Raw genomic sequence first — 15,274 nt, forward strand, 5'->3', positions numbered from 1 at the left:
TGCCCGCGTGGAACGCCAACTGCACCGTCATGGTCTTCGGCAGACGCACCGGGAATATTCACATGCCGTTCAGCGAATCATCCGCGTTTTTCCGCGCTGTGAGGGACAATGGTGGGTGCAGGCCGGCGACGGTAAGAGTCACCATGGCGCCGGCGGGAAGGCTGGGTACGATGATGTCGATGTTGTTCGATGACGACGCCGAGCTGGAGGACGAGTTCAAGTCCGCAGCATTCACCTCGGACGACGTGCGCGCCATGGAAAGGCCGTTGCTTGACGACGGCATGCCGCTGATGCGTATGGCAGCGTCCGCCACCGCCATGACGGCGCGGGTCATGATGGCCCGGGCCCATGTCTCCCCTGACACCGCTCGTATCGTGCTGCTGGCCGGAGGCGGCGACAATGGCGGCGATGGCCTGTTCGCCGCGGCGGAACTCGCGCATGACGGCGTGGAAGTGACCGTGGTGGCCGTCGGCAGAAGCCTGCACGAGCAGGGACTTGCGGCGTTACGCGCCGAGGGAGGCGAGCTGATCGTGCTCGATCCGGATGCGGATATCCCCGGATTCGCCGGTCCCGAGGACGCGCAGGAGGCTGCTGACCTGTTCGATGATGCGATCGGTGTGATCGAGACCTCACATCTGGTCATCGACGCCATGACCGGCATCGGACTCAACGGAGCGTTGCGGGGCATTCCCGCCCATATCGCCGCCGAAGTGGGCGAGGATGGTGAGCTTCCCGACACGATCGCGCTGCCGCATGGCCGTAGCGGTGACGAGTTCCCTCTTGTGCTGGCCGTGGATACGCCGTCCGGCGTGGGCATCAACGACGGCACATTGCCCGGCCCGTATATTCCCGCAGATGTGACGATCACGTTCGGCGCACTGAAGCCCTGTGATCTGCTGCCGCCTGCCACGTATGTGTGTGGTCGTCAGGTGCTGGTCGATTTCGGATTCGACACCGAGCCCTTCACCCCGGCCGTCGAGGCGGTCACCCGCCGTACCGCCGCGCAGGCCGTCCGGCTGCCGCATATCACCGATGCCAAGTATTCGCGTGGCGTGGTCGGACTGGTCACCGGCTCGGACGAATACCCGGGGGCCGCCGTGCTCTCCAGCGAGGCCGCCGCGAACTCGAACGTGGGCATGGTCCGCTATGTAGGTCCGGTTCGTGCGCAGGACATGGTCCTGCGCCGTGTGCCGGAGGCGGTGATGGGCAAGGGCCATGTACAGTCCTGGGTGGTGGGTTCGGGCGTGCCCGCCGGACCTGATGAAGGCGATGTGGATCAGCAGCGCAAGCGCATCGGCGCGCTGCTCGCCCATTATGCCGCGGATGAGGCCGGCAGCGAGGAGATGCCGCCGATCGTGGTAGATGCCGGTGCCTTGGATCTGCTGCCCGAATCGTGCGTGCCTCAGGTGCTGATCACCCCGCATGCCGGCGAACTCGCACGACTCATCTCCGAGCGCGACGAGGACGTGACCGCCGAGGATGTGATGGCCGAACCTCTGGCGTGGGCTACTCGCGCATGGGAACTCACCGGTGCGACCGTGCTGCTCAAGGGAGCGGTGACCGTGGTGGTCGGTGATGATGGCACAGGCAACGCGCAGGCCTTCGTCTCGGGATCCGCACCGGCCTGGCTGGCGAGCGCGGGTGCCGGCGATGTGCTTGCCGGCACGTTGGGTGCGGTGCTGGCGCAGAATGCGGCGACGCTGGAGCAGCTTCCCGACCAGACGGCCATCTATGCGGCGGTCGGCGCGTATATTCATGGTCTGGCGGCGACGCTGGCCTCCGCGTCGACGCAATCGGGTCTGTGCGAACCGGTGGTGTACGACGATCGGGATCCGATCGCGTTCCTGCAGGCCATGGAGCCGGACGATGTGCCGGACGATGCCATCACGGGAACGCTGGGATCTCCGATCCGCGCCGGTGACGTGGCGGATCAGCTGCCGCTGGCGTTCGGGACGTTGGTGAGTCTGTACGACGAACAATCCGATGACTCCGACGATTCGTCCGACGGCGGTGATGACGGCGGTTCCGCTCCTGATTCCCCGAAGCCCGACGGGTCCGACGCCGTGCGCGTGTATTCCTCCGATGGCGGATCGGGAATCATCGATGGCACCGTGGCGAACGGACCGCGTGACGATGACGATGACGATGAAATCGTGCTCGATGCGGACCGTGACTACACGGACGAGGAGCTGGACGCGCTTGCCGACGCGATTCTCGCCCAGTATGAGGATCCCGAGCGGTAACGCGTTCGGGCGTTCGCCCATCGCCTGTCATCTGTCATTTCGCAATACCGTATGACGAGAACCACATGATGAAACCCCCTCGCGGATCGCATCGAGGGGGTTTCGTCATGGACGGTGCGGATATGTCCAATGATCGGCTATCGGGAGGCGAGGTGCTCCCCGATGATGCCAAGGAACCTCTGCGACGCGGATTCACGCCGTTCACCGTCGCCGTCGCGCGTGGGGTCCTCTCGGGTTTCGTCATTGAAGACATAGACGTCGAAGTCGGGCAGGTCGGCACCCACGACCGGCATGGACGACAGACGGTCATCATGATCCACCGCCACGGAGGCCATGAGTCCCACGGCCAGTCCGGAGATGATGATCGCCTTCATCGTGTTCACGTCGGATACTTCGATGAGCCGTGTCGCATCCACATGCGAACGCAGGTATGCGGTGGCGGCCTTGGAGTGAACGAAATCGTCGCCCAACGTGACGAACCGCAGCGAACCGGTCATCGTGGGATCGGAGATGTCGAACACCGTCCGGTCCCCCATGATGGCCGTAACGCCATGAGGATTGTCCGCCGCGTAGGCGAGCACGAATGGGAACGAGGCGATGCGGAACGTCTGGATGCCTCCCACGCTGGGGGCGCTTCCCACGCTGGCCACGGCCCCGAAATCCACGGCGTGCCGTTCGATCTGTCGCATGAGTCTCCGTGACCCCACGGATTGCACGTCCACCTCCCCGCCCAGTCGGCTGGCGAGCGTATCAATGGATTCGGCTCCGAGCAGGTAGGCGGAGATGATGGGTGGCAGGCCGACGTTGTACCGGCTGGCATGGTCTGCCTGCTGCAGCTCCTCCGTCAGCCGGTCGAGTTCGCCGAGAATCGAGGCGGTGTGCCGCATGAGCACCAGTCCGGCTTCGGTGAGCGATACACCGCCCTTGGCACCGAATCGATGACGTTCCACCAAGGTCGCCCCAAGCCGCTGTTCCAGCCGTTTGATGGCCAACGACACCGTGGGTTGGGAAACGCGTGCGGCCGCGGCGGCATCGGTGAAACTCCCCAGTTCGGCCACCAATTGGAACAGTTCCATATCGCGCACATTGTCGATCGACGCCATTGCCACCTCCCCCTGCCGCCATGTTGCCTCCATCCATTGTATGGGACGGTTCGGCGGCGTGGGGAGGCGATGCCGGCATGGGTCAGTCCTCGGGATGCCAGATGTTGGCCTCCACTGCTGCGGGCACATCCGGCACTGGCTCGCGGTTGAGTCCTTCGGCGACGGCTTGCTCGGCGACGGCGATGGCCACACGGCGGGAGATCTCGGTGAGGGATGACACGGGTGGCAGCACGGCAGCACCCGGTTCGTTCACGTCGATCATGTCGGAGATGGCGTGCGAGGCGGCAAGCAGCATGCGGTCACTGATCAGACGGGCCTTGCCCACGATGGCACCGAAGCAGATGCCCGGGTACATGAGCGCGTTGTTGCCCTGTCCGATGTGGTAGGTCACGCCGTTGTATTCCACGGGATCGGATGGGGTTCCGGTGATCACGAACGCACGGCCCTCGGTCCAGCGGATCACATCGGCCGCCTTGGCCTCGGCCAGTTCGGTGGGGTTGGAGATCGGACAGATCAGCGGGCGGTCCACATGGGAGGCCATGGCACGCACCACGCGTTCGTCGAATGCTCCGGCACGGGTGGAGGTGCCGATCAGTACGGACGGCTTGAACGCGTCGACCACGGCCGCAAGGTCGGTGATGTCGTCGAGCCCGGCGAATTCGGACGGATCATGCGCGTACTTGGCCTGCCCTTCGGTCAGCCCCTCCTGTCCGACGAGGATGAGTCCGTAACGGTCCACAAGCGCCACACGGCTCATGGCGTCGGCACGGTCCATGCCGCCTTCGAGCACCATGTCGTCGACGAGCTGATCGGCGATGCCCACGCCGGCTGTGCCCGCTCCGAATACGAGAATGCGGGTGTCGTCATAGCTCGTGCCGGCGATGCGACGTGCGGCCACCAGAGCGGCGAGCACGGTCACGCCAGTGCCCTGGATGTCGTCATTCAGCGTCAGCACGTCGCCACGGTAGCGATCAAGGATCGGAGCGGCGCACGGACGGCCGAAATCCTCCCAGTGCAACAGGGCGTTCGGATACAGCTCCAGGCTGTCATGTACGAACGTTTCGATGAAATCGTCGTAGCGCTCGCCGCGTACGCGCTTGAAACGATTGCCCACGTAATGCGGATCGTCAAGCAGTTCCCTGCGATCGGTGCCCACGTCGATCATGACGGGCAGCACACGTGCGGGATCGATGCCTGCGGCAGCCGTATACACGGCGAGCTTGCCGGTGAGGATCTCTGCACCCTGCGCGCCCCAGTCGCCGATGCCCAGAATGCCTTCGCCATCGGTGGCGACGATCAGATCGATGTCCCGTCCCTGCGCGTAATGGCGCAGGGCGTCCTTGATTCGCTCGGGGTGTTCGATCGACACATAGGCCACGTCTGATCCGAAGTAGAACTCGCCGTACCGCTGGATGGACTGGGCGACGGTGGGCGCGTAGACGATCGGCATGTATTCGGTCAGATGCTTCGCCATGCCGTGATAGAACAGGCGACGGTTCTCACGGCAGACGCCCATAAGGTACAGGCGCTTTTCGATGTCCTTGTCAAGGCTCCGGAAGCGGGCGTACACGGCCTGTTCCTGCAGATCAAGCGTCTGCACGGCGGCCGGCAGCAGTCCGTCGACATCCATTGCCACCCGCTCATCGGCGGTGAAGGCAAGCCCCCTAGTCGCGAAGGAATCCTTGAGTGTGGTGAATCCGGTCATGTCGTTCATCCTCGTTTCTTGCGCTGGACGGTGTTCGGGAGTGGGCTTCGAGTGGTTCAGGCTTCGTTGCCCGGTTGTTGTCTTTCAACTTAGGAAGCCGACCGCACCGGCACAAATAATCAACGGCAATACGACAACATGCCTCATATTGCAACGGTTTACGATCATTCTTCGGTGGGTCGTCCCCATATTGCCGTTGGTTATTACGGCTGACATCTGCGATTCGGAACGATGACGCATTACGCCTCGGGTCCGGCCGCGCTGATCTACGGCGCCGGATATCTCAAGACCCCTGAGTTTCTCCGGATCGGATTCCTGTGCGGCCTCGTCACCGTGGCGGTATGGCTGACCGTGGGCATGGGATGGTGGAAGATCATCGGCCTGTGGTGATTACGGAGTCCTAGGTTACGGGCTATAGGGGGGTTATAGGCCAAAGAAAAACCTCTTCGCGCATCATTGCCTGCGAAGAGGTTTTCTCATCCCCGTTTGCATCCGGGAAACGACATCCGGAGGCAGGGCTTCCCACCAACGATATTCACGTTACTCCTGCAGGGGTTTCGGCACTGCAATGAAACCTATGGCAACCGATTTATGTGACGTAAATCACAATATAGACATCCAAGGGCATACAGTTCCACAAACTCGACGAACAGTAGACTCGACATCATGATCTTACCGAAACGCATTCCGCTGGGGGCACGCATCGTGGTACGCACGACCATGGGCGTCGACGCGACCGATGGAAGGGAAAAGTATCGGGATTATGTGGGACATGTCACCGGCTGGGATGGCACAACGCTGACGATGCTGCGCGACGAATCCGCCAACGGCCGCAGAAAGGCCGAGATCGTCACCATCGACGCCATGAGCATCGTACGACTCAAACCCATTCCGGAGAGACCGACGTTCCCCCGACCATGAGCGGACATGATTCGTCAAATGCCTGTGCTTGTATCGCTATAAACACCGTGTTGATCATGTTCGATATCCGATCGAAATCCACGATTCGGATCACGAATCCCATGACCACGAATCCATCAAGGAGCCGCCATGATACAGCACAGGAACACCCGTACGGAAGGGGCCATCAAAGAGGCGTTCATCACGTTGACCAACGCCAAGGGCTTCGACGCCATGACCGTCAGCGATCTCGCCCGTGAGGCGCATATCAATCGAGGCACGTTCTACACGCATTACACCGACAAGTTCGATTTGCGGCAGCAACTGCTCTCCAACGCCATGAGCGATCTGACGCAGATCATACTCACTCCAGGGCCGTCCTTCTCACGGCAGACGACCGGTCTGCAACAGACGGCCGACGCGGACGGACGACTCATCTCCTACAATGCACTTCTCGACGGACTGCGGTACATCAAGAACGACTTCGCGTTCTTCGACGCCATCTCACACAGCGGCAACGACATGCAGCTGTACAACCGCACCAAGGACATCATCACCGAGCTGCTGCTCATCGAGGCGGAAAAGGTGGGCAAGAAACCGAACCGCGACGACATTCCCTCCGTGTACGTCCGGGAGATGCTCGCCGCGTCACTCACCGCCATCGTCTGGCTGTGGCTCAAACGCGGCTGCGATGAACCGCCGGAGACCATCGCGACGATCATCGATCGCGCACGCACGCTGGCTCCGGCCGATCTGCTCAACTGACCAGTGCCGTGCGTACCTCGGCGATGGCGGTGTTTCGGTCCGTCATATGCGTGATGTGCTCGCCACGCCGGGCGGAGGCAAGCAGCCGGTCACGCCATGTGGAACGCCCAGGCTCCGTAGCCCCCGCAGTACCGTTCGCATCATCGCCGTCAATCCGCACGGTCACCGACTCATGTTCGACTCCCGCACGCTCACGGGCCTTGTATTCGCGGTAGGGACGTGCCACGGCGAAGAATTCCCGAACCTGCGCGAGCGCCGTATCGTCACCGGATTCGAGCAGTGTCGCCATGGATTCCAGACGTTCGCCCATATGATGCAGCAACCGGGCCACATTCGCGGCATCCTCCTCCACCATCGCACGGGTCCGGTCGGGATCGGTGAGGGCGACGCGCGTCATGTCACGCCAGCATCCGGCGGCCAGCGCCTGGGCGATGTTGCGTTCCGGCATTTCGGTCAGTTCGTTCGCCAATGCCGTGGACACCACATGCGGCATGTGGCTGATCATCGCGGCGGCACGGTCATGCGTGTCATCGTCGATCACGATGATGCGATCGCCCACTCCCTCGCAGATCATATCGACCACGACGAGCAGCCGCTCATAGGACGTCCGCTCGTCGAAGGTCACCGCCCATAGGGCGTCGTCGTACAGTGACGGATCGGATGCGGCATAGCCGGAGAACTCATTGCCGGCCATCGGATGCGCGCCGACATAGCAGTCATCAAGCCCGACAGCCTTCACCTCGTCACGCACCTGCCCCTTGACGCTGCCCACATCGGTGAGCACGGTATGCGGGTCCATCACCGGTGCCAGCTGTCGCAGCACATCCGGCATGGCCTTGAGCGGCGTGCACAGCACGAGCACGTCCGGAACCGCGCGAGCCAGTTCCGTCACGTCGTCCACGCATTCGATTCCGGCGGCACGCGCACGATCGTATGGGGCCGGGCGATGATTCCATGCGATCACACGACGACCGCGTTCCGTCAGTCGTCGGGCGAGCGATCCGCCGATCAGTCCGAGTCCGGCGATGGCGATCACCTGCGCCTCGGGTCGTTCGGATGTCATGTTCACGCCCATAGCAGCTCCCTGTCATCGTCCGGTTCGAATCGCGCACCGGATACGTCCGCGGAGTCCAGCCGTACGCCGCCCTTGGGCAGCATCCACGCGCTCACCGGCGGATTCGGCCGTTCCCTACGCGGGTATACGGCCAGTGTCTTCACCCAATCCCCATGCGCCGCCACGGTGCTGAGCACCGTTTTGAACTGTGGCTGCCAAGGTGCCGCATCGAGTGTGGCGATGAAGCTGTATGTGCCGGCATGGCCTTTGATCGGCCGCGAGATGAAACTGGTCATGTTCAGTCCGGCGTCGCGAATCACGTCGAGCAGATCGGCCAGTACGCCCGGTCCGGTACTCAACGGAATGAACGCGACGATGGATTCGAATTCGACGACCCCGTTGGATTCGGCCTGCGCGAGCTGCTCGCGTGCCTGCTCACGCGGTGCTAGCACAAGGAAGTCGGTAACCGCTCCGTCGAAGTCCTGAACGTCCTTGCACAACACGTTCAGACCGTAGAGTCCGGCGCAGATGGATGGGCCAAGCGCCACCTCGTCGGAGGCGATGTCGCGGCATGCGGCGGCGTTGGACGACGACGGCTCGGCGGTCAGTCCATGTTCGACGATGAATTTCGAGCATTGTGCCAGCCCGTGCGGATGCGCCCGGACCACGGTCAGGTCACCGTGTCCGGGACGGACCAGCGCATCGAATGCGACGTCGACGCTCACCCGGGCGAATCCCGCCACATCCTCGGCGTCGATCAGTGCATCCAGATTCGGCACCACATAGCCTTCGATGTTGCTTTCCCATGCGACCACTCCCCAACCGTCGCCGTTGGCCACGGCGTTGAAGATGGCGGTCACGTTCGGTTCGGCGATGCATTCCCCGCCATCCGGGATGAGCTCTGCGGCCGCGGACGCCGCCTGGTGGGTGAACGAGCCCTGCGGCCCGAGATAATGCAATGACACGGTCATAAATCAGTGATTCCTTCTGTCGGACACGTCGAACCAACGTTGCGGCAGCACGAGCATGAACACCTGAAGCGCCACCATGCCCAGCATCCAGATGATGCCCGCCTTCTGCATGAGCAACGTATAGGAATCCGAAACGTACCCGAAAATCAGCATCGCACGGGATTGGGTGGACGTCTGCAGGATCAGCATGGTCACCGCACCGGAGGCGATGAGGTGAAATCCCACGCCGGTACTGCCGGATCGGGCGCGCGCCGACCATGTGGATATGCCGAGCAACAGAAACGACAGCACCAGCCCGTAGGGGATGCTCCACTGGACGCCCATGCGATGGGTGGCGGCGCCGACGAAGCCGACGATCGCGCCCGAGGCCGCACTGACAAGGATGCGGCCCCACAAGGGCAAACGAAAACTCCACGGCTTGAGGGCATCGTTATCTGCCCGTTGTCGCCGTGGAGTCATCTCCATTCGTGTAGTCATATGGTTCAGTATGGCCGCCGGGCCCTACAAGTGTCTCGTGATCGGCATCACGATTCCACTTGCCGAGACCGACGGCTTCCCTCGATGCGTGATCGGGGATACGAATCAGGCGTTCTTGTTCTGACGACGCTGCTTGGCGCGCCACTTGTACCAATCGTCACGCTTGAGGATGATCTTGCGCACGCGGATGGCCTCGGGGGTCACCTCCACGCACTCGTCCTCGTTCGCGAAGTCAAGGGACTCCTCGAGGCTCATCTTGATCGGCGGGGTAAGCGTCTCCAGCACGTCGGCGGTGGAGGAACGCATGTTGGTCATGTGCTTGGCCAGCGTGATGTTCACGTCGAGCTCGTCGGGCTTGTTGTTGATGCCCACGACCTGACCCTCGTAGACCGGGGACTGCGGATCGACGAAGAAGTTGCCACGGGCCTGCAGACGCTGCATGGCGTACGGGGTGGCCACACCCTGACGATCGGAGACCATGGAGCCGTTCTGGCGGATGACGATCTCGCCAGCCCACGGAGCGTAGCCGGCGGAGATGGAGGATGCGATGCCGGTGCCGCGGGTGGCGGACAGCAGCGCGGTACGGAAGCCGATCAGACCACGGGACGGAACGGTGAACTGCAGACGCACCCAGCCCGAGCCGTGGTTCGTCATGTTGTCCATGCGACCCTTGCGGTCGGCCATGAGCTGGGTGACCGCGCCCATGTACTCCTCGGGCACGTCGATGGTGGTGTTCTCCATCGGCTCGTTGATCTTGCCGTCGATGATCTTGGTAACCACCTGCGGACGGCCGACGGTCAGCTCGTAGCCCTCACGACGCATCTGCTCGGCCAGCACGGCCAGAGCGAGCTCGCCACGGCCCTGAACCTCCCAGGCATCGGGACGGTCGGTGGGCAGTACCTTGATCGACACGTTACCGATGAGCTCGCGATCCAGACGATCCTTGATCATGCGGGCGGTGAGCTTGTGGTCCTTGCCCTCGGTGCCGGCCAGCGGGGAGTCGTTGACACCGAAGGTCATGGAGATTGCCGGGTCGTCGACGTGGATGAGCGGCAGCGGCTTCGGATCGTTGGGGTCGACGATGGTCTCGCCGATCATGATGTCGTTGACACCAGCGACTGCCACGATGTCTCCGGGGCCGGCCTCCTCGACGGGCTGACGGTCCAGACCCTGGGTGCGCAGCAGCTCGGAGACACGGAAATTCTCAAGGGAACCGTCCACACGGGACAGGCCATAGGTGGCGCCCTTCTTCAGCGTACCGTTGTAGATGCGGACCAGACCGAGTCGACCGAGGAAGTCGGAGGAATCGATGTTGGCCACGTGGGCCTGCAGCGGAGCGTTCTCGTCGTATTCCGGAGCGGGGATGTTGGAGATGATGGCCTCGAACAGCGGCTCGAGGTTGTCGTTGTCCGGCATGCCGCCGTCGGCGGGCTGGTTGACCGAGGCGTAGCCGGCCTTGGCGGCGCAGTAGATCACCGGCATGTCGAGCAGCTGGTCGAGATCGAGGTCGATGCCCTCATGCTGCACGTCGTCGGCCAGACCGAGCAGCAGATCGGAGGTCTCGCCCACGACCTCCTCGATACGGGCGTCGGGGCGGTCGACCTTGTTGACGCACAGGATCACCGGCAGCTTGGCCTCAAGGGCCTTGCGCAGCACGAAACGGGTCTGCGGCAGCGGGCCTTCGGACGCGTCGACCAGCAGCACCACGCCATCGACCATGGAGATGCCGCGCTCCACCTCGCCGCCGAAATCGGCGTGGCCGGGGGTGTCGATGATGTTGAGGGTGATGCCCTCCGGGTGGCCGTACTTGGCGGCCAGCGGGCCGGTGTATTCCACGGCCGTGTTCTTGGCGAGGATGGTGATGCCCTTCTCGCGTTCCAGATCGTTGGAGTCCATCACACGATCCGGAACCTCTTCGCGTTCGTTGAAGACATGGGACTGCTGAAGCATTGCGTTCACGAGCGTGGTCTTACCGTGGTCGACGTGAGCCACAATCGCCACATTACGGATATCACCGCGTACCGCCATCGAAAACCTCTCTTAGTTGACTGTCTATTTGTGTCGCAAAAAGTTCTTGCGTCGATTCTGAGTATTCGGAATGGTTCGTTGCCGTTTCCCTATACACACACAAACCGCACCAATCGTAGCCGTATTCCTTGACAGCGACCATGCGGACCGCCATGGCCTATGCCACGTCACTCACCGATTCGGGGAGGAACGGGGCAAGCGACGGCAGCTGGCCGAGACCGTCCAGTCCCATTTTCTCCAGAAACACATCGGTGGTGACCAGCAGCGCCGCATGGGAGTCGGGATCGACGCCCCGCTCGCCGATCAACCCATGCAGCGTCAGTGAACGGATCACGCCGTCGGAGTTCACGCCGCGGATGGCGGCGACCTGCGCACGCGTGATCGGCTGCTTGTAGGCCACGATCGCCAACGTCTCCATGGCAGCCTGCGACAGACGCGCGGTTCTGCCGTCATTGACAAATGATTCCACGACCGGATCAAACGACCGTCGGCTCGCCAGACGCCATCCACGAACCGTATGCCGCAGTTCGAACCCACGGCGCGGAAGCCCCTCCGTACCGTCGTATTCGTCGCGCAACGATTCCAACGTCACACGCACCCGATCGGCATCCACGTCCAGCACGGACGCCAGCGAATCCTCCGTCACAGGATGATCGGTCACCATCAGCACCGATTCCAGGCACGCCGCAAGCCCACCGGGAAAATCATCCACATTCACCATCTATGCAAAATCCTTTTCAATCATCGTCACGGCGGCATTCCCGTCGCCGCCATCCGTCGTCCCGGACGGGGAATCCCCGCCGACCGCCCATCGCAGATGCAGATCGGCGTACGGTCTATCCTGCTTGAACTGCAGATCGCCCTGTTTGAAGAACGCCAGCACCGCAAGGAAACGGGCCACCACCTCGATCCTCGTATCCGTGTCGGCCGTCAGCTGATCGAACGTCATGGAACCGCCAGCCGGCAGTCGACGCAACCGATCCCTGACCATGGACGCCTGCTCGCGCAGATCCACCAGAGGCACATGCAGCTGGCTGACGGCAACCTCATCGGGAGGGGCGCCGGCGATCGCCCTGGCGGCCAGACGAGCCAACGTATCCGCATCCGTGGCAAGCCGTAGCTCCGGCATCATGGCGGCGATCACGTCATCCACGTACCCCGGATGATCCACTTGCCCCGCATTGGCATCCATACGGGCGCGAAAATCCAGTCCGGCCTGCTTGAACGCCTTGTACTGCAGCAGTCGGGCGAACAGCAGATCGCGCTCCCGCAACGCCTCCATGCTGCGTTCGTCGCGCTCGCCGTCGTCGAAGGACGGCAGCAGGGCCGCGCTTTTCGCCTCCACGAGCACCGACGCCACATCGATGAAACCGCTGGCCTCGTCCATATTGTCGGTCAGGTCCATGGCACCGATATAGGCAAGGAACTCCTCGGTGATCGTCGCCAGTGAGACCTCGGTCAGTTCCATCCGCTTGTTGGCCAGCATGCCCAACAGCACGTCGAACGGGCCCTGATACGACTCGAGATCCACATGGAAACCGGCGGTGGCATCGGATTCGATGGCACCGCCGGTCTGTGACTCCGGGAACTGTGACTCCGGTAATTCGAGGGGATGCTCCGCCGCCGTCACGCCACCACTCCGCGCGCCACCATCTCACGCGCCACCTCGCGATATTCCTTGGCGGTCTTGTGATCCGGCGCATACATGGTGATCGGCGCGGCGGCGATCGTGGCGTCCGGCAGTTTGATCGACCGAGTGATCACGGTGTGGAACACCTTTTCCTGGAACGCCTCGTAGATGCGGTCGAGCACCTCCTCCGAATGCAGCGTGCGAGTGTACATGGTGACCAGCACGCCGTCGATCTCCAGACCGCGATTGATGCGGCTCTTCACCTTTTCGATGGACTGCATGAGCAACGCCACGCCACGCAGGGCGAAGAACTCGGCCGCGACGGGGATGATCACGCCATCGGCCGCCGTCAGCGCATTCACGGTGAGCAGGCCCAGCGACGGCTGACAGTCGATGATGATCAGATCGTATTCGTCGCGCAGCGGACGCAGCACGCTGGCAAGCACCTGCTCACGACCGACCTCGGTGACCAGCTGCACTTCGGCGGCGGACAGATCGATGTTCGCGGGAATGATGTCCAGTCCCTCGAACCGCGTGTGATGCACGACTTCGTGCGGGTCCAGCGACGGGTTGAACATGGCCGTGTAGATGGTGTTGTCCACGGAGTTCGCGTTGATGCCGAGTCCGACCGACGACGCTCCCTGGGGATCGGAGTCGACGATCAGCACCTTGCGTCCGAAGTTCGTCAATGCACCGGCGATGTTGATTGATGAAGTGGTCTTGCCTACGCCACCCTTCTGGTTGCACATGGCAATGATTCGTGCGGGTCCATGATGGTCCAAAGCTTGCGGCGCGGGGAACGTCTCATATTCGCGCCCTAACAGATCAGTAGGCATAGACTCCATGCTAACAACAACCGTGCCTAGTTTGTTCGCACCTGAATCACATGTGCTCCACGTGTCATATGAACGTCCGGCCATGGCCTTGCCGCATCCCCGGCTCGATGCATCCCTGCCATCGCCCATTAACCCTACCGGGCACGGGGGTGGGAGATCAGGTAGGTCTCCATGAGCACCTGGGGACTGACGTGCGTATAGATCTGCGTGGTGGTCACGCTTGCATGGCCGAGCAGCTCCTGTACGGTGCGTACATCGGCACCACCCTGAATAAGATGCGTGGCGAAGGAATGACGCAGCGTATGCGGATGCAGCGGCCTAGCAATGTGGGCGCGCTTCCCCGCCGTCGTGACGATCTCCCACACCGACTGCCGCGACAGCCGGCGCCCGCGCTTGTTGAGGAAAATGGCGCGCAACTCCGGATTTTTGCGCGCCTTGCCCACCAGAGCCTCACGACCGGAGGAAAGATACGCGCGCATGGCCTCGCACGCATAGGATCCGATGGGGACCAGCCGTTGCTTGGACCCCTTGCCGGTAAGTCTCGCCACACGACGATCGAGGTCGATGTCGGCGAGGTCGGTCCCCACCGCCTCAGAGACGCGACACCCCGTGGCATACATGAACTCGAGCAACGCACGGTCACGCAGGGATACGGGGTCCACGGCACCTTTGGGAGCAGCGGCGTCAAGCAACGCGGACACCTCATCCACACTGAGCACATCGGGCAAGGTGGACGCCCCCTTGGGAGGCTTCACCCCTTCGGACACGTCGGATGGGGCATTGCCCTCAGAGACGGCGAACCGGTGAAGCTCGTGCACGGCCGCAAGACGGCGGGCGCGGCTTCTTGTGCTCTCCTCCGCGAGCGACGCCATGAAATCCTCGACATCATAACGAGAGACGGCGTCGATCGTGGTGATGCCGTGGGCGTTCAGCCACTGCTCGTATCTGGTCAGATCGGACCGGTATGCGGACACCGTGGCCTTGGCCAGCCCCCGCTCCACGTCGATGTATGCCAGAAAACGTTCGATCAGCTCGTGCACGGATCATCCTCCTCCACCTGTGGCGGCAAAAGAAAACCCCGTCACGTAGCGTATACGTAACGGGGTGCAACCATCGACTGATGAATACTATCAGGCGTTGACCGGGGCGTTCACGTCCTCGGGCAGAGCGGCCTTGGCGGCCTCGACGATGGTCTTGAAGGTCTCCGGATCGGAGACGGCCAGCTCGGCCAGAGCGCGACGGTCGAGATCGATGTCGGCCAAGCGCAGACCCTGGATGAAGCGGTTGTAGGTGATGCCTTCTGCGCGGACGGCAGCGTTGATGCGCTGGATCCACAGCTTGCGGAAGTCACCCTTGCGAGCCTTGCGGTCGCGGAAGTTGTAGTTGAAGGAGTGGAGCAGCTGTTCCTTGGCCTTGCGGTACAGGCGGGAGCGCTGGCCGCGGTAACCCGAAGCCCTTTCGAGAACGACGCGACGCTTCTTCTTGGCGTTGACTGCGCGCTTGACACGTGCCATATCTTATTTCCTCAGCTTTCCTAAGTCGTCTTCTGTGCAGACCACGGA

The 15,274-nt window shown here is 62.6% G+C and carries 14 protein-coding genes and 1 pseudogene; 4 read left to right on the plus strand and 11 right to left on the minus strand.

The window, feature by feature from the left end; genetic code table 11:
• Positions 1-179: 179 nt before the first annotated feature.
• A pseudogene (locus EP30_RS01670) lies at positions 180-1,964 on the plus strand (bifunctional ADP-dependent NAD(P)H-hydrate dehydratase/NAD(P)H-hydrate epimerase); the annotation flags it as partial.
• A 416-nt stretch (positions 1,965-2,380) separates the two neighbouring features.
• Here the strand turns inward: EP30_RS01670 and EP30_RS01675 are convergent.
• Entirely contained in the window at positions 2,381-3,346 is a 966-nt protein-coding gene (locus EP30_RS01675) for a LysR family transcriptional regulator (RefSeq protein WP_181160740.1), read from the minus strand.
• 82 nt (positions 3,347-3,428) lie between these two features.
• On the minus strand, positions 3,429-5,111 hold the full coding sequence (locus tag EP30_RS01680; RefSeq protein WP_258185312.1) for an NAD-dependent malic enzyme: 1,683 nt from the start codon (positions 5,109-5,111) through the stop codon (positions 3,429-3,431).
• 171 nt (positions 5,112-5,282) lie between these two features.
• Between EP30_RS01680 and EP30_RS01685 the strand changes: the two genes are divergently transcribed.
• From EP30_RS01685 to EP30_RS01695, 3 genes are all read left to right on the plus strand, one after another.
• Complete coding sequence (locus EP30_RS01685; protein ID WP_258185304.1) at positions 5,283-5,441, plus strand: anion permease; 159 nt, start codon at positions 5,283-5,285, stop codon at positions 5,439-5,441.
• A gap of 276 nt (positions 5,442-5,717) precedes the next feature.
• A complete protein-coding gene (locus EP30_RS01690; RefSeq protein ID WP_140555571.1) occupies positions 5,718-5,972 on the plus strand; it encodes a DUF6725 family protein in 255 nt (84 codons plus the stop codon).
• Positions 5,973-6,101: 129 nt separating this feature from the next.
• Entirely contained in the window at positions 6,102-6,716 is a 615-nt protein-coding gene (locus EP30_RS01695) for a TetR/AcrR family transcriptional regulator (RefSeq protein WP_140555574.1), read from the plus strand.
• Here EP30_RS01695 and EP30_RS01700 read toward each other — a convergent pair.
• From EP30_RS01700 to rplT, 9 genes are all read right to left on the minus strand, one after another.
• Positions 6,709-7,791, minus strand: a complete 1,083-nt coding sequence (locus EP30_RS01700) for a prephenate dehydrogenase/arogenate dehydrogenase family protein (protein ID WP_258185305.1) — start codon at positions 7,789-7,791, stop codon at positions 6,709-6,711. The two genes, EP30_RS01695 and EP30_RS01700, sit on opposite strands and share 8 nt — an antisense overlap.
• Positions 7,782-8,741 (minus strand): prephenate dehydratase domain-containing protein, encoded by a 960-nt coding sequence (locus tag EP30_RS01705; protein WP_140555576.1) that lies wholly within the window; start codon positions 8,739-8,741, stop codon positions 7,782-7,784. The genes EP30_RS01700 and EP30_RS01705 overlap by 10 nt, the downstream gene beginning before the upstream one ends.
• A gap of 3 nt (positions 8,742-8,744) precedes the next feature.
• Positions 8,745-9,143 carry an alcohol dehydrogenase gene (locus EP30_RS01710; protein WP_140555578.1) on the minus strand — a complete coding sequence of 133 codons (399 nt, stop codon included), beginning with the start codon at positions 9,141-9,143 and terminating at the stop codon, positions 8,745-8,747.
• Positions 9,144-9,323: 180 nt separating this feature from the next.
• Positions 9,324-11,246 carry a translational GTPase TypA gene (typA, locus tag EP30_RS01715; RefSeq protein WP_094665550.1) on the minus strand — a complete coding sequence of 641 codons (1,923 nt, stop codon included), beginning with the start codon at positions 11,244-11,246 and terminating at the stop codon, positions 9,324-9,326.
• 157 nt (positions 11,247-11,403) lie between these two features.
• On the minus strand, positions 11,404-11,967 hold the full coding sequence (scpB, locus tag EP30_RS01720; RefSeq protein WP_140555580.1) for an SMC-Scp complex subunit ScpB: 564 nt from the start codon (positions 11,965-11,967) through the stop codon (positions 11,404-11,406).
• Positions 11,968-12,807 (minus strand): ScpA family protein, encoded by an 840-nt coding sequence (locus EP30_RS01725; protein WP_308810399.1) that lies wholly within the window; start codon positions 12,805-12,807, stop codon positions 11,968-11,970.
• Between the two features lie 65 nt (positions 12,808-12,872).
• Complete coding sequence (locus tag EP30_RS01730) at positions 12,873-13,721, minus strand: ParA family protein (protein ID WP_181160741.1); 849 nt, start codon at positions 13,719-13,721, stop codon at positions 12,873-12,875.
• A gap of 125 nt (positions 13,722-13,846) precedes the next feature.
• Positions 13,847-14,752 (minus strand): site-specific tyrosine recombinase XerD, encoded by a 906-nt coding sequence (gene xerD / locus EP30_RS01735; RefSeq protein WP_140555582.1) that lies wholly within the window; start codon positions 14,750-14,752, stop codon positions 13,847-13,849.
• Positions 14,753-14,842: 90 nt separating this feature from the next.
• Positions 14,843-15,226 (minus strand): 50S ribosomal protein L20, encoded by a 384-nt coding sequence (gene rplT, locus EP30_RS01740; RefSeq protein WP_093961320.1) that lies wholly within the window; start codon positions 15,224-15,226, stop codon positions 14,843-14,845.
• Positions 15,227-15,274: the final 48 nt, after the last annotated feature.

It is taken from the genome of Bifidobacterium sp. UTCIF-39 (genome assembly GCF_006408715.1).
GTDB classification, from domain to species: domain Bacteria; phylum Actinomycetota; class Actinomycetes; order Actinomycetales; family Bifidobacteriaceae; genus Galliscardovia; species Galliscardovia tissieri.